The 18,488-nt window shown below is 65.1% G+C and carries 12 protein-coding genes; 8 read left to right on the plus strand and 4 right to left on the minus strand.

The genetic code is table 11. From position 1 onward, the window contains the following. Positions 1-27 precede the first annotated feature (27 nt). Positions 28-711 (plus strand): ribose-5-phosphate isomerase RpiA, encoded by a 684-nt coding sequence (rpiA, locus tag API01S_RS12065; protein ID WP_061304586.1) that lies wholly within the window; start codon positions 28-30, stop codon positions 709-711. Between the two features lie 240 nt (positions 712-951). Then, on the plus strand, positions 952-1,674 hold the full coding sequence (phoU, locus tag API01S_RS12070; RefSeq protein WP_006218474.1) for a phosphate signaling complex protein PhoU: 723 nt from the start codon (positions 952-954) through the stop codon (positions 1,672-1,674). Positions 1,675-1,825: 151 nt separating this feature from the next. Here the strand turns inward: phoU and API01S_RS12075 are convergent, their stop codons facing one another. From API01S_RS12075 to argA, 3 genes are all read right to left on the minus strand, one after another. Then, a complete protein-coding gene (locus tag API01S_RS12075) occupies positions 1,826-3,775 on the minus strand; it encodes a phosphocholine-specific phospholipase C (protein WP_082305930.1) in 1,950 nt (649 codons plus the stop codon). 158 nt (positions 3,776-3,933) lie between these two features. Next, positions 3,934-4,206 (minus strand): oxidative damage protection protein, encoded by a 273-nt coding sequence (locus API01S_RS12080; RefSeq protein ID WP_006218476.1) that lies wholly within the window; start codon positions 4,204-4,206, stop codon positions 3,934-3,936. Positions 4,207-4,320: 114 nt separating this feature from the next. Beyond that, positions 4,321-5,679 (minus strand): amino-acid N-acetyltransferase, encoded by a 1,359-nt coding sequence (argA, locus tag API01S_RS12085; RefSeq protein WP_061304587.1) that lies wholly within the window; start codon positions 5,677-5,679, stop codon positions 4,321-4,323. A gap of 215 nt (positions 5,680-5,894) precedes the next feature. On the opposite strand from argA, the gene hrpA reads away from it, so the two are divergent. Beyond that, positions 5,895-10,085, plus strand: coding sequence for an ATP-dependent RNA helicase HrpA (gene hrpA / locus API01S_RS12090; protein WP_082305929.1), 4,191 nt, complete (start codon positions 5,895-5,897; stop codon positions 10,083-10,085). Positions 10,086-10,150: 65 nt separating this feature from the next. On the opposite strand, the gene lpxO is transcribed toward hrpA, so the two are convergent. Continuing rightward, positions 10,151-11,050 carry a lipid A hydroxylase LpxO gene (gene lpxO, locus API01S_RS12095; protein ID WP_006218479.1) on the minus strand — a complete coding sequence of 300 codons (900 nt, stop codon included), beginning with the start codon at positions 11,048-11,050 and terminating at the stop codon, positions 10,151-10,153. A 126-nt stretch (positions 11,051-11,176) separates the two neighbouring features. Between lpxO and dnaE the strand changes: the two genes are divergently transcribed. From dnaE to API01S_RS12120, 5 genes are read left to right on the plus strand one after another with little or no spacing between them, the layout of a single operon-like run. Continuing rightward, complete coding sequence (gene dnaE, locus API01S_RS12100; protein ID WP_050727666.1) at positions 11,177-14,668, plus strand: DNA polymerase III subunit alpha; 3,492 nt, start codon at positions 11,177-11,179, stop codon at positions 14,666-14,668. Further along, positions 14,668-15,768: a glycosyltransferase family 4 protein gene (locus API01S_RS12105; protein ID WP_061304589.1), complete on the plus strand. Its 1,101-nt coding sequence runs from the start codon at positions 14,668-14,670 to the stop codon at positions 15,766-15,768. The genes dnaE and API01S_RS12105 overlap by 1 nt, the downstream gene beginning before the upstream one ends. After that, positions 15,765-16,613, plus strand: a complete 849-nt coding sequence (locus API01S_RS12110) for a polysaccharide deacetylase family protein (protein WP_061304591.1) — start codon at positions 15,765-15,767, stop codon at positions 16,611-16,613. The genes API01S_RS12105 and API01S_RS12110 overlap by 4 nt, the downstream gene beginning before the upstream one ends. After that, positions 16,610-17,362 carry a glycosyltransferase family 2 protein gene (locus API01S_RS12115; protein WP_061304593.1) on the plus strand — a complete coding sequence of 251 codons (753 nt, stop codon included), beginning with the start codon at positions 16,610-16,612 and terminating at the stop codon, positions 17,360-17,362. The genes API01S_RS12110 and API01S_RS12115 overlap by 4 nt, the downstream gene beginning before the upstream one ends. Beyond that, a complete protein-coding gene (locus API01S_RS12120) occupies positions 17,359-18,483 on the plus strand; it encodes a glycosyltransferase family 4 protein (protein ID WP_061304596.1) in 1,125 nt (374 codons plus the stop codon). Before API01S_RS12115 ends, API01S_RS12120 begins: the two co-directional genes overlap by 4 nt. Positions 18,484-18,488 lie beyond the last annotated feature (5 nt).

Consider the following 18,488-nt stretch of genomic DNA (forward strand, 5'->3'; position numbering starts at 1 on the left):
GAACAACCTTTCCGCATCATTTCCGCCATGCTCTCCCAGCAAGAACTCAAGCAACAAGCCGCCGACGCCGCCCTGCAATTCGTTGAAGAGGTCGCCGGCCCGGACGTCATCATCGGCGTGGGCACCGGCTCGACCGCCGATCTGTTCATCGACGGCCTGGCGCGTTTCAAGGGTCGCATCGGCGGCACCGTCGCCAGCTCGGAGCGCAGCGCCGCACGTCTGGCCCGCCACGGCCTGAAGGTGCTGGACCTGAACGACGTGGCGACGATGCCCATCTACGTCGATGGCGCGGACGAAATCGACGCGGATCTGTCCATGATCAAGGGCGGCGGCGGCGCGCTGACGCGCGAGAAGATCGTTGCTTCGGTGGCCGAACGCTTCATCTGCATCGCCGATGAATCCAAGCTGGTCCAGACGCTGGGCAAGTTTCCGCTGCCGCTCGAAGTGATTCCGATGGCGCGCGAGTCCGTGGCGCGCGCGCTGGCGGCCATGGGCGGCCAGCCGCGCCTGCGCGAAGGTTTCGTCACCGATAACGGCAATATCATCCTCGACGTGTCCGGCCTGGCAATTTCCGATGCGCGCGCGTTCGAGGCGCGGGTCAACAATCTGCCCGGCGTGGTCACCTGCGGCCTGTTCGCGCTGGCCGGCGCCGATGTGGCGTTGCTGGCCACGCAATCGGGTATCCGTCGCCTGGATCGCGCGGCGGCGTAAATCAGGGGCGGTCTTTACTCGGGGTGGCGTCTGTACCTCGGCCGATAGCCGGGCCGGATACCCCCCAGGTTGCTCTTGCTTCACCTGCGTACCGCGCCTGCCGCCCCGCCTTGCGGGCGGCGGGGCCTCGATTCATAATCCTGTCACACTTGGGTCATAACCTTGCCGGTTGTGCAGGCCCATCTCGTAACTCTCTTATTTCGGGGCAATGCAATGAGATCAACTACGCAGGGAGCCCGGATGACGGAGCATACAAACAAGCAGTTTGACGCCGACCTGGAAAGCGTCCGTTCGCAGTTCTTGCAAATGGGCGGCTTGGTGGAAGCCATGATTCAGGAAGCGATCGACGCGCTGGCCACGGGCGACCTGTCGCTGGTGGAGAAGGTCCGTGAGCGGGAAAAGGAAGTCAACCGCCACGAAGTCGAGATCGACGAAAGCATCAGCCGCATCCTGGCTCGTCACCAGCCCACCGCAATCGACCTGCGCATGCTGATGGCCGTCTCGAAAATGCTGACCGACATGGAGCGTTCGGGCGATGAGGCCGAGAAGGTCGCCACCGTGGCGCGCCGCATTCACGAGGCCGAGCTGCGCCACATTCCGGTGATCGAACTGCGCCACATGGCCGCCAATGTGCGCACCATGCTGCATCAGGCGCTGGATGCGTTCGCGCGCCTTGACCCGATCCAGGCCGCCGCCGTGGTGCGCAGCGACAAGGAAGTGGACAAGGAATGGAAGGGCGCGCTGCGCCACCTGATCACTTACATGATCGAAGACCCGCGCACCATCTCGCGCGCTATCGACATGATCTTCATCGCGCGCGCGCTGGAGCGCATTGGCGACCACGCCAAGAACATGTCCGAACGCGTCATCTACATGGTCAAGGGCGCCGATGTGCGTCACACGGGCGTGAAGAACACCGAGCGGTTGGCTCGCGGCGAAGAAGAGTCGGAAGACGACGCCTGATCACGTCCTCGCGGTAGCCAGGCAGTACGCCGCCACGCGGTCAGGCTGCGATTGCCTGCCTGGATATCAACAGACAAAGACCCCGCGCGATATGCGACGGGGTCTTTTTTTGGGCCAGCGCTTGCGGCAGCAAAAACAGCAACCGCAACTGCTATAGCGGCAGCGTCGCGCCCTGGCAAAGCCGTGGGTCCGGCACGCCCGGCTTGCCCGCGTCGATGCGTCCGGCCAGCCGGCGTCCGAATGCGGGCAGGGCGGGAGCGCTGACTTCCACGTCGTACCAACCTTCGCAGCCCGTGTACTTCAGTTCCAGCGCGCCGCCGGCGGGCACGTGCGCCATCGCGCGCCACCCGTCGCCCATGCGCGATTCCAGCTTCACGGGCTGCGGCGTGTCGCTGTGATTGACCAGCCGCACGCGCACGCCAGAGGTCACCGGCACCAACTGCGCTTCCAGCGTGCCGCCGTCCTGCGCATCGCCCTTGAACTGGCGATGAAAGCCGTCGGGACCAAGCAGCCACAGATCGTAGATGCCTCCGGGGCCAACCCGCCAGCCGTCATCCAGCCGCGCGCCGGAGCCGATGGTGTAGCGGCGGGGCGCGCGGGCCAGGTCGTGGCGGTCGTAGACGTGCAGCACGGCGGCCGCGCTGCCGGGGTTGCGCAAGGTGAGCCGATAGTGCTCGGCGTCGGCGGTCATGCGGCCCACGGCCTCCAGCGCGTAGGGCAGCGCGCACGCGTGGCGGTTGCTGTCGGGATGGTGCGGTCCGCGGTCGCCGCTGAAATCGAAGGCCGAAGTCAGGTCGCCCGCCACGGCACGCCGCCACGGGCTGATGTTCGGTTCCGTCACGCCAAAGCGCGCTTCCAGAAAGCGGATCACCGAGGTGTGGTCGAACACCTGCGAATTGACCCAGCCGCCACGGCTCCAGGGCGACACCACCAGCATCGGCACGCGCGGCCCGAGGCCGAACGCGCGGCCATGCAAGGCCACCGGGTCTTCGGAAATGGCGCTGCGCCCCAGCCGGGCGTCATGGTATTCACCGTCCAACTCCACGGTTGACAGTCCGCCCGAGCAACCGTCCGTATGACGCGCGGGCGGGGCGGGGGGAGGGGCGTGGTCAAAGAAGCAATCGTTCTCGTCGTAGGTGACGAGGAAGACGCAGCGGCTCCAGGATTCCGGATTGCTGGTCAGAATGTCCAGCACACGCTCCGCATACGCGCCGCCCCGTCCAGGGGAAGAGACTTCCGGATGCTCGGAGTCGGCTGTGGGCGCGATGATCCAGGAGACGGCCGGCAACTGGCCCGCAGCCACGTCGCGCGCCAGATCCTGCAACGTATGGGTGGACAGCGCACGGTCGCGTAGCGCGACGGATTCCGCGCTGCTGGCGTAGGCCTCGCGATACTGCCGGAAACCCGCCAGCGGATTGTCATTGAAGTTGTCCGCCATGTCCTGGTAGATGCGCCAGTCCACGCCGGCATCCTGCAAGCGCTCGGGGTAGGTGGTCCAGCGATAGCCTTCGCTGGCCGGGCCGAGGCGGTCGTAATGATTCACCAGTGCCGGTCCGCCTGCCGCGCCTGTCGGGTCGTTCGTGCCGGTCCACAGGAACAGGCGGTTCGGGTTGGTGCCCGCGTGCAACGAACAGTGATAGGCATCGCACACAGTGAATGCGTTGGCCAGCGCGGTCTGGAACGCGACTTCCTGGCCGGTGTACGCGCCCATGCCCAGGCGGCCCTTGGCCGGCAGCCATTGGTCCATGCGGCCGTCGTTCCATGCCTGCTGCGCGTCGCTCCAGGTATGCGGCGTGATGTAGCCGACGGGCGTGTCGCTCGCGTACTCGGCGTTCAGCGGATAGGGCCGGCATGCGTTGGCGCCGTCCGTTTGCGTCAGCACGTTGCCGGCAAGCGTTGGAACCGGATGTGGGTCGGCGAAACCGCGCACGCCGGGCATGGTGCCGAAATAGTGGTCGAACGACCGGTTTTCCTGCATCAGAACGACAACGTGCCGCACGTCGCGCAGTGTGCCCGTCTGGCGGTCGGGCTCGATCGCCATGGCGCGCTGGATGGACGACGGCGGATCGGCGGGGAGAGGCAAGCGCGATTCTTGTTTCATGACAGCATTAATACGGCCGGCAAACTTCGATCTTAAGGGCTGCTTCAGGTGGCTTGGGCGCGCTTTCGCGACGTCGTCCGAAAAAGCAAAGCCCCTCGCGAACGAGGGGCTCGATGAGGGGGGCGCCGTCCGCCGCGCGGCAGGGCGGCGCGCCTGGATCAGGCCGAGGGCGGAACGTAGCCGTGGGCTTCCACCGTGCCGTCTTCGAACAGGAAGCGTTCCATCTGTTCCTTCAGGTACTTGCGGGCGCGGGCATCGGCCAGGTTCAGGCGGTTTTCATTGACCAGACGCGTCTGGATGGCTTTCCACTCTTCCCAGGCTTCCTTGGAAATGCTCTGCCAGATTTTCGTGCCGAGTTCACCGGGATAGGGGGGGAAATCCAGCCCTTCGGCTTCACGCTTCAATTTCACACAGTTGACGATACGGGACATGGTTCGCTGCCGAAAATAGGATAACGCCGTATTTTAGCGGGCTTGGCGCGGTAAGGGCGCCAAGCCCCTTCGGACACTGGGGAAGGCCGGGCTGCCCCGTGCCTGCCTCGCCCGTTACAGCTTCTTGATGAACACCAGGCTGTTGCGCGAACGGTTGTAATTGTTCTGCTTTTCGCGCGGCAGGTCGGTGATGCCGCCTTGCACGAAGCCGCGCTTCATGAACCAGTGCGAGGTGCGCGTGGTCAGCACGAAAAGCCGCTTGGCGCCGGTGGCCCGCGCACGCGATTCCATGTGGCGCAGCAGGATCTCGCCTTCGCCCGAGCCCTGCCATTCCGGGTGCACGATCAGGCACGCCATTTCGGCCATCTGTTCGTCGGCGAACGTGTGCAGCGCGGCGCAGCCGTAGATCACGCCGTCGTGCTCCAGCACGGTGAAGTTTTCCACGTCGCGCTCGATCACGCTGCGCGGGCGCGGCACCAGCGTGCCGTCCGCTTCCAGCGGTTCGATGAGGCTCAGGATGGCGCCTACGTCGTCGATCGTGGCGGCGCGCAGATCGTCCAGCGTGTCTTCCACCACCATGGTTCCCACGCCATCGTGGGTGAAGATTTCCAGCAGCACGCTGCCATCCAGCGCGAAGGGCAAGAGGTGCGCGCGGGCTACGCCGCGCTTGACCGCCAGGGATGCGTATTGCAGGAAGGCGTGCGTTTCTTCGTCGAGTTCGCCGCCCGCCAGGAGCGCGTCGGCATCAATGCGCGCCAGTTCGGTATCCAGCGAGCCGTCATCGTTCAGCACGCCCTGCGAGCTGGACAGGAAGATCAGTTTTTCGGCGCGCAGCGCCACGGCGACGCTGGTGGCCAGGTCTTCCATGGCCAGATTGAACGCATCGCCGGTCGGCGAAAAGCCCAGCGGCGACAGCAGCACGACCGACGAACCTTTCTCGATGGCGAACTTCAGCGCCTCGACGTCGATCTTGCGCACCTGGCCGGTGTGCTTGTAGTCCACGCCGTCCAGCACGCCGGTGGGGCGGGCCGTGACGAAATTGCCCGAGATGACGCGGATGTGCGCGTGCGACATCGGCGTGTTGGGCAGGCCCTGGCTGAACGCGGCCTCGATATCCAGGCGGATTTCGCCGGCGGCTTCCTTGGCGCATTCCAGCGCGGCCGCGTCGGTGGGAGCCAGCCCGCGGTCGAATTGCTGGGTGTAGCCCTTCAAGCGCAGCTGTTCATTGACCTGGGGGCGCGAGCCGTGCACCAGCACCAGGCGGATGCCCAGGGAAGACAGCAGCGACAGATCCTGCACCAGCGCGTTGAGCGCGCCGGCCTGCACCAGTTCGCCGCCGAACGCCACCACGAACGTCTTGCCTCGGAATGCGTGCACATAGGGCGCCACGTCTCGAAACCATCGGACGAACTGGGCGGGTGCGAATTCTGGGGCTTCAAGGGCGGAGACGGTGTCTGGTTCCAGGTCGGGCATGATGGGCGGAGGGATTCCTGAGAGTCGGTAAAAACGCGGCGCCTGCCGCGTCATAGCGCCGTCGCGTGACGGCGTGGCGAAATTATATGGCCCACGGGAAGATGCGCAGGCGGAAAATCAGCGCTAATTTAGTGCCGGATTTCCACGAAATCAGAGTGCTTGCCGGCAGACAAGCCATAGAAATTTATAATGCCGGGCTAACCGGACTATCGTACATGCCTGAATCATCCCGCCCGCGGGCGCCCAAAGCGGCTGCTCCGGGGGCTACCGACGCGTCGTCGGCCCCGACCGAGGTTTCGCGCGCACCCCGCCGATCGCCACGCCCGGCAAACGCCGAACGCCCCGAGCGTGCGGCGCGCGCTGCAACTGCCGAGGGTGCTGAACGTCCCGCGCGTGCCGAACATGCTGAACGGGGCGAGCGCCCCGCCGCACGTGCGGAGCGTCCCGAGGGTGGGGGGCGTCCTGCCCGCGCCGAACGTCCCGCACGCGGGGACCGTCCGGCACGCGCTGAACGTGGCGACCGTCCTGCGCGCGCTGAACGTCCAGAACGCGGGGACCGCGTCGACCGTCCCGAGCGCCCGATCCCTGTCGTCACCTATCCCGAAGACCTGCCCGTCAGTGCGCGCAGGCAGGAAATCGCGCGCGCGATTGCGGGCCATCAGGTCGTGATCGTCAGTGGCGAGACGGGCTCGGGCAAGACCACGCAGTTGCCCAAGATCTGCCTGGAGCTGGGCCGTGGCCGCCAGAAGATGATCGGCCATACGCAGCCGCGCCGCCTGGCCGCTACCTCGGTCGCCAAGCGCATCGCCGAAGAGCTGAACACGCCGATGGGTGAAGTGGTGGGCTATCAGGTGCGCTTCAACGACCGCACCGGTCCGAACGCGTCGATCAAGCTGATGACCGATGGCATTCTGCTGGCCGAGTCGCAGCGCGATCCGCTGCTGCGCCGCTACGACACCATCATCATCGACGAGGCGCACGAGCGCAGCCTGAACATCGATTTCTTGCTGGGCTACCTCAAGCAGCTGCTGCCGCGCCGCCCGGACCTGAAACTGATCATCACGTCGGCCACGATCGACGCCGACCGGTTCGCCAAGCATTTCGCGGCGTCGGAAGACAAGCCCGCGCCGGTCATCGAGGTGTCGGGCCGCCTCTATCCGGTGGAGGTGCGCTATCGCCCCGTGCGTGAGGAGCCGGCCGAGGATGCGGCCGCGCCCGCCGCCAAGCCGGGCCGCGACCGCGAACGCATGTCGGGCGACGAAGAACGCGACCTGATCGACGCCATCGTCGACGCCGTGGACGAATGCGCGCGCCATGGCCCGGGCGACGTGCTGGTGTTCCTGCCGGGCGAACGCGAAATCCGCGAATCCGCCGAGGCCCTGCGCAAGCGCCACCCGGCCGGCACCGAAGTGCTGCCGCTGTACGCGCGCCTGTCGCAGGCCGAGCAGGAACAGATCTTCCATCCGCGCACCAATGCGCGCCGCATCGTGCTGGCCACGAACGTGGCCGAAACCTCGCTGACGGTGCCCGGCATCCGCTTCGTGGTCGATAGCGGCCTGGCGCGCATTAAGCGATATTCGTGGCGCAACAAGGTCGAGCAACTGCGCATCGAGCCGATCAGCCGCGCCTCGGCCAACCAGCGCGCGGGCCGTTGCGGCCGCGTGGGGCCGGGCCTTTGCATCCGGCTTTACGACGAGCTGGATTTCAACAATCGCGCGCCCTTCACCGACCCGGAAGTGCTGCGCTCGTCGCTGGCGTCCGTCATCCTGCGGATGAAGTCGCTGAAGCTGGACGATATCGAACAGTTTCCCTTCGTCGAGGCCCCGCCGGGCCGCGCGGTGGCCGACGGCTATCACCTGCTGCAAGAGCTGGGCGCCATCGAACTGGCGTCCACGTCGGACGACGATGCCGAGGCCACCCGGACCGGCGCGTCCTTTGTGCTGACGCAGACGGGCCACGAACTGGCCAAGCTGCCGGTGGACCCGCGCATCGGCCGCATGATCCTGGCCGCGCGCGAACATCAATGCCTGGCCGAGATGCTGATCATCGCTTCGGCGCTGTCGGTGCAGGACGCGCGCGACCGGCCCATGCAGGAACGCGAAGCCGCCGAGGCCGCGCACGCGAAGTTTGCCGACGACAAATCGGAATTCATTTCCTTCCTGAAGCTGTGGCGCTGGTATGGCGAGCAGGTCCAGCACAAGGCCTCGCAGCGCAAGCTGGTCGGCCTGTTGCGGCAGAACTTCCTGTCGCCCATCCGGCTGCGCGAATGGCACGATGTGCATACGCAGCTGGCGGCGCTGGTGGGCGAGCAGGGCTGGCGCGTGAACCAGGCCGAGGCCACCTACGAGCAGCTGCATCTGGCGCTGCTGTCGGGCCTGTTGGGCAATATCGGTTTCAAGAGCGACGAAGGCGGCCATTACCAGGGCGCGCGTGAAATCCGCTTCCACATCCATCCGGGCTCGCGCCTGGTCAAGAAGGCGGGGCGCTGGATCATGGCGGCCGAGCTGGTCGAGACCACGCGCCTGTATGCGCGCTGCGTGGCGCGCATCGATCCGGTGTGGCTGGAAAAGGTGGGCGCGCATCTGATCCGCAAGAATTGGTCAGACCCGCGTTGGGAAAAGAAGGCCGGGCAGGTGGTCGCCAACGAGCGCGCCACGCTGTACGGGCTGACGATATACACCGGCCGGCGCATCCATTACGGCCGAGTCAACCCGACGCAGGCGCGCGAACTGTTCATCCGTCAGGCCCTGGTGCCCGGCGAGATCGACACGCGCCTGGCGTTCGTCGCGCACAACCGCAAGCTGATCGCGGGCATCGAAAAACTGGAGCACCAGACTCGCCGCCCCGACATCCTGGTGGACGACGAGCTGATCTACGCGTTCTACGACCGCCAGCTACCCGCCGACATTTCGCAGACGGCGTCGCTGGAAAAGTGGGTGGCCAGCCTGGACAAGGCCGCCGCCGCCAAGCTGATGCTGACCCGCGACGAGCTGATGCGTCACGAAGCCGCGGGCGTCACGACCGATGTCTTTCCCAAAAAGGTGGAATGGCAGGGCGTGACCATGGCGCTGGACTACCACTTCGAGCCGGGTTCGCCGCGCGATGGCGTGACGCTGTCGGTGCCGCTGTTTGCGCTGAACCAGATCGATCCGGCCCGCTGCGAGTGGCTGGTGCCCGGCATGCTCAAGGAAAAGGTGCATCTGCTGCTGAAGTCGCTGCCGCAGAAGCTGCGTCGCCACTGCGTGCCGCTGCCGGACTACGCCGCCGGCTTCTACGAGCGCTGGTTTGAACGGCAAGCCGACCCGCAGCAAGGGCTGGTCGAGGCGATCATTGCCGACATGTGGGACCAGGTGCAGGTGCGCCCCGCCGTGGGCGACTTCAAGCTTGAAACCTTGCCCGCGCATCTGTTCATGAATTTCCGCGTGGTGGACGAACACGGCCGCATGCTGGCGGCCGGCCGCAATCTGGCGCAGTTGCGGGCCGAATTCGGCAAGCAGGCGCAGGCCACGTTCCAGCAACTGGCCGCCAGCGATACGCAGGTGGCGCAGGCGCTGGCGCATGAAAACCTGACGACCTGGTCGTTCGGCCCCTTGCCCGAGATCATGGAGATCAAGCGGCGCGGCCAGTCAGTGATCGGCTATCCGGCGTTGGTGGACCGTGGCACGCATTGCGATCTGGACGTGTTCGATGACCCGGATGAGGCCCGCAAGCATCATCGGGCAGGTTTGCTGCGGCTGTTCCGGCTGGGGCTGCGCGAGCAGGTCAAGTTCCTGGAAAAGAACCTGGCCGACCTGACCAAGATCAGCATGTTGTACATGACGCTGGGCACGCAGGAAGAATTGCGCGACCAGATCATCGACTGCGCGCTGGGGCAGGCGTGCCTGGCCGAACCGTGGCCGGTGAACGAGCAGCAATTCGATGCCCGTCGGGCGGAAGGCAAGGGACGGCTGGGGCTGTTGGCGCAGGAAGTGGCCCGGCTGGCCGGCGCCGTGCTGACCGAGTACGCCGCTGTGCAGCGCAAGCTGCCGCAGGCCAAGCCGCACGCATCGGCGTATGCCGACTTGCAGCAGCAGCTGGGCGCGCTGATGCCCAAGTGGTTCATCCGCGATACGCCCTACGCGCAGCTGTCGCACTACCCGCGCTACCTGAAGGCGGCCGTCGCCCGTATCGACAAGTTGCGCGCCGATCCGGCGCGCGATGCGAAGCTGGTGGCCGAGATGGCGCCGCTGCTGACGCAGTACCAGCGCGCGCGGTCGGCGCTCAAGGGCGCGCCGGACCCGCGCCTGGACGAGTTCCGGTGGCTGCTTGAAGAGCTGAGGGTGGCGTTGTTCGCGCAGGAGCTGCGCACGCCGATGCCGGTTTCGGTAAAGCGGCTGATGAAAAGCTGGGAGTCGCTCAAGCGCTGAGGGGGATTCCGGTTGGCGGGGGCCCGCGCGCAAAGCGCGCGTGGCCGCCCGGCCGAATGCTTACTCTACAGAGCGATAAAGCCCAGGATCACCAGCGCGATCAAACCAAACTTGGTGGCCTTGTAGACCGTGCGGTTCCAGGCCTTGAACGCTTTGCGCTTCTGGTCGATGACCCAGTGGGCGTGGGTCAGGCGGTTGATGGCGCCGGTTTGGTCGCCGCCGTCATTGGGCGAGCTGGCCGCCGACATCACGACACGTCCGAACCAGCGGTTGAACGCTTCGGCCCAGCGCCACTTGAGCGGGCGTTCGACGTCGCAGAACAGGATGATGCGGTTTTGTTCCGAACGGTTATAGGCTTCGTGCACGTAGGTTTCGTCGAACACGACGCTTTCGCCGTCGCGCCAGCTGTAGGTTTCGCCATCGACGATGATGTGGCAACGGTCATCGTTCGGTGTCACCAGGCCCAGGTGGTAGCGCAGCGAACCGGCGAAGGGGTCACGGTGCGGGTTCAACTGGCCGCCGGGAGGCAGCTCGGCGAACATCGCGGCCTTGACCTTGGGCAGCGTCTTCAGGATGGCGACGGTCTTGGGGCAGAGTTCTTCGGCGGACGGGTGGCGGGCGTCATACCACTTCAGGTAGAAACGCTTCCAGCCGTACTTGAAGAAAGAGTTGAAGCCGATGTCGTTATGGGCGTCGGCGGCGCGGATTCTGCGCATTTCCGCCATTTGCACGGCTTCTTCGCGGATGGTTTCCCAGTTGTCGTCCAATACCTTGAGCTCGGCGATTTCGCTGGTCGTCAGGTAGGGCGTGGAAGGCACGCGCGATGCCAAGACCATGAAGGCGTTGACGGGGGCCAGCAGCACCGAGTGGTCCAGCATTTGCCGGCCCAGCGGCAGTTTGACCCGGCCTCGAAAGTGGGCGAACAGGATGGCGGCCAGCCAGATCCCGGGGATTAACCATTTCATATGTAGCGGCGTCCTGCGACTGTAGGGTCCGATCGACCCTCTATTGTTACACAAGGTTCATAAGCGCCGATTCCGAAAATGCGGACGCAGGGGCTTGGACCAAGATCCCTGGGTACAATTCCCGCTATGTCCGAAGCCGTAACAAACCCGACCCCTTTTGTGCATCTGCGCGTCCACTCCGAGTTCTCGGTCGTGGACGGTATCGTGCGCATTCCCGACCTGATCAAGCGCGTGGCCAAGCTGGGTCAGCCCGCCGTGGCGCTGACCGATCTGTCCAACCTGTTTGGCCTGATCAAGTTCTATAAAGGCGCGCGCGGCGCGGGGGTCAAACCCATCGCCGGTTGCGACGTCTGGTTAAGCAACGACGACGATCCGTCCAAGCCATTCCGGCTGCTGTTGCTGGTGCGCAACCATCAGGGTTACCTGAATCTTTGCGAATTGCTGTCCAAGGCGTTCCTGACGAACCAGGGCAAGGGCCGCGCCGAGATCCGCCGCGAATGGCTCCAGGGCCAGCAGGGCCTGATCGCGCTATCCGGTGGCCGCATGGGCGACGTGGGCCAGGCGCTGGACGCCGGCAACGCGGTATCGGCGCTGGCATTGGCGCGCCAATGGGCACACCTGTTTCCGGGCAGCTACTACATTGAATTGCAGCGCGCCGGCATGGACGGCGACGAAGCCTACACCCAGGCCGCGATGCGCCTGGCGGGCGAAGCCGGCCTGCCGGTGGTGGCCACGCACCCCGTGCAATTCCTGGACGAATACGAATTCCAGGCGCACGAGGCCCGTGTCTGTATCGCTGAAGGCGAAATCCTGGCCAACCCGCGCCGCGTGCGCCGGTTCACCAAAGAGCAGTACCTGCTCAGTTCCGAGGAAATGGCGCGGCGCTTCGCCGATGTGCCGTCGGCGCTGGCCAACACGGTCGAAATCGCCAAGCGTTGCAACCTGAGCCTGGTGCTGGGCAAGCCGCGCCTGCCCAACTTCCCCACGCCCGACGGCGTGACGCTGGACGATTACCTGGTCCAGCTGTCGGAAGAGGGCCTGGAAAAGCGCATGGCATTCCTGTTTCCCAACGAGGCCGAACGCGAGGCCAAGCGCGAGCAGTACTACGAGCGCCTGCGCTGGGAATGCAAGACCATCATCCAGATGGGCTTTCCGGGCTACTTCCTGATCGTTCAGGACTTCATCAACTGGGGCAAGAACAACGGCGTGCCCGTGGGCCCGGGCCGGGGTTCGGGCGCGGGCTCGCTGGTCGCCTATGCCCTGGGCATTACCGACCTGGATCCGATCCGCTATGACTTGCTGTTCGAGCGCTTCCTGAATCCCGAGCGGGTCTCCATGCCCGACTTCGATATCGACTTCTGCCAGGACAACCGCGAACGCGTCATCGACTACGTCAAGGAAAAATACGGCCGCGCCGCCGTCAGCCAGATCGCCACCTTCGGTACGCTGGGCGCCAAGGCCGTGGTGCGCGACGCCGGGCGCGTGCTGGACATGCCCTATATGTTCTGCGATGGCCTGTCCAAGCTGATCCCGTTCAACCCGATGGATCCGTGGTCGCTGGAACGCACACTGAAGGACGAGCCTGCCTTCAAGGACCGCTACGAGCAGGAAGAGGAAGTGCGCGCGCTGGTCGACCTGGCCAAGCCGCTTGAAGGCCTGACGCGCAACATCGGCATGCACGCCGGCGGGGTGCTGATCGCGCCCGGCAAGCTCACCGATTTCTGCCCGCTGTATTGCCAGCCGGGCCAGGAAAACAGCGCCGTTTCGCAGTTCGACAAGGACGACGTCGAGGCCGCCGGCCTGGTCAAGTTCGACTTCCTGGGCTTGCGCAACCTGACCATCCTGGACTGGGCCGTGCGCTACGTGCGCCAGTTCAACGAGGACAAGCGCGACTTCGACGTCATGGCGCTTGAGCTGGACGATCCGGCCGCCTACAAGATCCTGTGCGACGCCAACACCACCGCCGTGTTCCAGCTGGAATCGCGCGGCATGAAAGAGCTGTTGAAGAAGCTGCGCCCGAACACGTTCGAAGACATCATCGCCATGCTGGCCCTGTATCGACCGGGGCCGCTGGAATCGGGCATGGTGGACGACTTCGTCAACCGCAAGCACGGCCGCGCCGCGGTGGACTATTTCCACAACGATCTGGAAGGCACGCTCAAGAGCACCTACGGGGTCATCGTCTACCAAGAACAGGTGATGCTGATCTCGCAGATCATCGGCGGCTATTCGCTAGGCGGCGCCGACCTGCTTCGCCGTGCCATGGGCAAGAAAAAGCCCGAGGAAATGGCCAAGCACCGCGAATTGTTCGAACAGGGCGCCAAGGAAAAGGGCCATGACCCGGACCTGGCGGTCAAGCTGTTCGACCTGATGGAAAAGTTCGCGGGCTACGGCTTCAACAAGTCGCACTCGGCCGCCTATGCGCTGATCTCCTACCAGACCGCCTGGCTCAAGGCCTATCACCCGACCGAATTCCTGGCCGCCACCATGTCCTCCGATATGGACGACACGGACAAGGTCCAGATTTTCTGCCGCGACGCGCAGGACAACGGCGTCGAAGTGCTGCCGCCCGATGTCAATTTCTCGGGCTACCGCTTCGAACCCGTCAAGGACAAATACACCGAAAAGGGCAAGCCGCCGCGCACCATGCGTTATGGCCTGGGCGCCGTCAAGGGCACGGGGCAGGGCGCCGTCGAAGACATCCTGCGCGCGCGCAAGGAAGGCGGTCCGTTCCTGAACCTGTTCGACTTCTGCCGCCGCGTGGGCAAGCAGGCGGTCAACCGCCGCACCATCGAAGCGCTGATCAAGGCGGGGGCGTTCGACACTATCGAGCCGAACCGCGCCGCGATGCTGGCCTCGGTGCCGACCGCCATGGAAGCGGCCGAACAGGCGGCGCGCAGCGCCAACCAGGCGTCGTTGTTCGGCGATGACAGCGGTGACGTGGTCGCGGGCGAATTGGCCAAGGTCGCGCCTTGGGACCTGCACAAGAAGCTGACGGAAGAAAAATCCGCGCTGGGCTATTACTACAGCGGCCACTTGTTCGACGCCTGGCGCGACGAAGTGCGCCGCATCGTGCCGATGCAGCTGGCGCGCGTGGAGCCGCAGCGCGATCTGCAATGGATGTGCGGCGTGCTGGCCAGCGTGCGCGTCATGATGACGCGGCGCGGCAAGATGGTGTTCGCGGTGCTGGATGACGGCACCGCCCAGGTCGAGATCTCGGTGTTCAACGAGCTCTACGAAAAGCACCGCAACCGCCTGCGCGAAGACCAGCTCGTCATCGTGCAAGGCAAGGTCAGCAACGACGACTATTCCGGCGGCATGCGCATCGTGGCCGAACAGTTGTATGACCTGCAATTGGCGCGCGAGGCCCGCGCGAAGTCGCTGCGGGTCAAGCTCAACGGATCGGCCGATGCGGCGCGCCTGCGCCAGATGCTGAACCCGTTCCGCGCCGAACCCGAAAACGGCATCCCCGGCGTGCCGGTCGATATCGTCTATACCAAGAACAATTTTCTGTGCACCGTGCGGCTGGGCGAAGAATGGCGCGTCCGGATGGCCGACACGCTGCTCGAAAACCTGAACGCCTGGACCAAACCCGATGGGGTTGAGGTGACCTATTGATGCAAAGCCTGCGTATCGTGCATTCGGAAGCGGCCACCAGTTTCGGTGGCCAGGAAGGGCGCATATTCAAGGAAATGACGGCCATGCGCGCGCGCGGCCATCATGTTGAAGCCATCGTCCAGCCACGGGCCATGTTGGTCGAGCGCCTGACGGATGCCGGGTTCACCGTGCATAAGGTCGAGATGGACGGGCCGGTGAATTACTTCAAGGGCGTGGCCGCCGTGCGTCGAATTCTGCGAGAAGGGCGCTTTGACGTGCTCAATACGCATAGCCGGCGCGATACGGTCATCGCGGCCATGGGGGCGCGGCTGGCCGGCACGCCCCTGATCGTGCGCACCCGGCACCTGTCGAACAAGGTCGGTTCCATGTGGTCCTACACGTGGCTGCCGCATCGGGTCACGACGGTCAGCGATCATGTGCGCGAATATCTGATCGAACGCGGCGTGCCCGCCGACAGGATCGCCACGGTCTATTCGCCTATCGTGCTGCCGGCGCCTGTCGAGCACTCTACCTTGCGTGACGAGCTCGGCCTGGCCGATGACGACGTGGTCGTGGGCTGCGTGGCGGTCATGCGCGCCACCAAAGGCCACAAGGACCTGATCGACGCGATGACCCCCTTGATGCAGACTCGTCCGAAACTGCATCTGGTGTTTGTCGGCGGAGGCTCGCCGGTCTTCGAACAGACGCAGGAATACGTCGCCCAACTGGGCCTGGAACATCGCATCCACCTGATGGGAATGCGCCGCGATGTGCCCAACCTGCTGGCGGGCTTCGACGTGTTCGCGCTGGCCACGCAGCAAGAGGCCTCGGGCACCGTGTTTGTCGAAGCGCAGGCCAGCGGCCTGCCGGTGGTCGGAACCGACGTGGGCGGCGTTTCCGAAATGTTCCGCGATGGTGAGACAGGCATTCTGGTGCCGCCCAAGAATCCCCAGGCGCTGGTCGATGCGTTGCAGCGCCTGATCGATGACCCCGCCCTGCGCCGCCAGATGGGCGCGGCGGGGCGCAAGATGGTCTGGGAAGAAGCCGTGTTTTCTCCCGCCCGTCTTGCCGAGACCACCGAGGCCGTCTACTTGAAATGGCTGGCGGAACGCGCCGCATGAACGCGCCCAACGTGCCCGTGCTGATGTACCACCATGTCACCCCGGCGGGCGGCATGATCGCGGCGACCCCCGACGTCTTCGAAGCCCAGGTGTCGCGGCTGGCGCGCGCGGGCTACCAATCGCTGACAGCCGCGCAGTTCGCCGGCTACCTGGCCGGCCAGCCAGTGCCCGAGCGTTCGGTGCTGATCACCTTCGATGATGGCTATCTGAACAACTGGGTGCACGCGCATCCGGTGTTGGCCCGCCATGGCATGCGCGCCGTGCTGTTCACCATCACGGGCTGGATCGGCGACGGCCCCGTGCGGCCGCATGCCGGCCAGGGCGGCGCGCTGCCGGCCACGCCCGATCACGATGCCTGCAAGCAACTGGTGGCCTCGGGCCGCGCCGACGAGGCGATGTTGCGCTGGAGCGAGATCGAAGCGATGCAAGCGGCGGGCACCTTTGAATTTCATTCGCACACCCACACGCACACGCGCTGGGACAAGGTTTGTGGCGACGACTTGCAAGCCAAGCGCGAGCACATCGCGCAGGAACTTCACGATTCCCGCCAGACCCTGGTGCAGCGCCTGGGCTCGGTCAGCGACCATCTGTGCTGGCCGCAGGGCTACTTCGACGCCGACTACGTGGCCGCCGCGCGGCAGGCGGGTTTCGCGCACTTGTACACTACCGACCCTTTCGGGCAGAACACCCCCGGCGCGGACCCTGCACACATCTACCGTTTCGCCGTGCGCAATCAGGGCGGAAGCTGGCTGAACCGGCGCATCTGGTTGTCGCGCAACCCGTTCTGGGGACCGCGCTACCACGCCTGGAAAGCCTGGAAAAAGCGTCTTAGGAATCGCGGATGAAGCTATCAGTCATCATCATCACCAAGAACGAAGCGGCCAACATCGCCGCTTGCCTGAAGTCCGTGTCCTTCGCCGACGAATTCATCGTGGTCGATTCGGGCAGCACTGACGGCACCGTTGAACTGGCCCAGGCGCTGGGCGCCCGAGTGGAAATCACTGCGGACTGGCCCGGCTTCGGCCCGCAGAAGAACCGCGCGCTGGACCTGGCGACGGGCGACTGGGTGTTGTCCATCGACGCCGACGAACGCGTGACCCCTGAACTGGCCCGCGAAATCCAGGACGTGCTGGCCCAGCCGCGCGCGGATGCCTACGAAATTGCCCGCCTGTCGAATTTCTGCGGCAAGGACATCCGCCACAGCGGCTGGTGGCCTGACTACGTCTTGCGCCTGTTCAAACGCGGCACGGCGCGCTTCACCGATGCCGCCGTGCATGAACGGGTGGTGCCCACCAGCGGCCAGCCGCTGAAGATGCAGGGCTATTTCAATCACTATCCCTATGACAACCTGGACGCGCTGATCAACAAGATCAACCGCTATTCGTCCGACGCCGCCGCGATGATGTACGCCAAGGGTCGCCGCACGTCTGTCTTTGGCGCGCTGGGCCATGGTTTCTGGACCTTCGTGCGTATCTACCTGATCCGGCGCGGTTTCCTGGATGGCCGGCACGGCCTGGTGCTGGCGGTGACGGCTGCGGCCGGCAGCTTCTTTCGCTATTCCAAGCTGATGTTCCTGGCCGAGAAGCAGAAGTGAAGATTCTCTACACGAACTTCCATGCGAACAACGGCGGGGGCCACGTCACCTATATCGTGAACCTGGCCAAGGCGCTGGCGCGCGACCACGAGATCACCGTGGCCGCGCCGCCCACCAGCCGGCTGTATCGCTACGCGCGCGCCATTCCTGGCGTGACGGTGGTGGACATGCTGTACACGACGCGGCCGTCGTCCTGGTTCAAGGACCGTGCAAAATTGCGCCGCCTGATCAAGAGCGGGCGCTTCGACATCATCCATGCCAATGGTTCGGCCGACCACAAGCAAGTCATGCTGGCGACCCTGGGCATGGCGCGCCGTCCGCGCATCGTATTCACCAAGCACAACGACCATCCGCTTTCCAGCTTTGGCCACAAGCTGCGGGTGGCGCTGGCTACCGATCATGGCATCGCGGTCAGTGATTACGTTCATGGCCTGATGCAGCATTCGCCTTACAGCAAGCGCCCCATCACCACGATCCGCCACGGTATCGATACCGATTTCTTCGCGCCGCCGCCGGCCGAGAGCCTGGAAAAGCTGCGCACGCTGATCTTCGGCGAAGGCTGGCAGGGCAAGCTGTTGTTGGGCAGTGCAGGCGGCACCGACTACGACAAGGGCTGGCTCGACCTCGTGGCCGCAGTGGCGGCCCTGCCATCCGAGGACAAGGGCCGCGTGCTGTTGATGGTGGCGGGCGACCCGCCGTCCGAAGCCAAGCTGGCGCGCGTGCGTGAACTGGGCATGATCGATCAGGTGCGCTTTCCCGGCTTGCTGGACGACGTGCGCGCCTCACTGGCGTCCTGTCATGCGGGCTTCGTGCTGTCGTACCGCGAAGCCCTGTCCTTCGCCTGCCGCGAAATCATGGCGCTGGGTTTGCCCGCGCTGGTGACGGACGCCGGCGGCCTGCCCGAGAACGTGACCGACGGAGTGGACGGCTGGATCGTGCCGGTGCGCGACGTGGCCGCGATGACCGACAAGCTGCGCTTCATGTTGGACCATCCCGAGAAGGTTCGCGAAATGGGAATCCGGGCTCGCGAAACCAGCCTGCGCGACTTCAATCTGCAACGTTTCGCGGCTGCCACAGTGGATGTCTACCAGCGTACGCTGGATGGACGTCGGGCTCTATAATCCGC

It is taken from the genome of Achromobacter piechaudii NBRC 102461 (assembly GCF_001571245.1).
Lineage (GTDB): Bacteria > Pseudomonadota > Gammaproteobacteria > Burkholderiales > Burkholderiaceae_B > Achromobacter > Achromobacter piechaudii.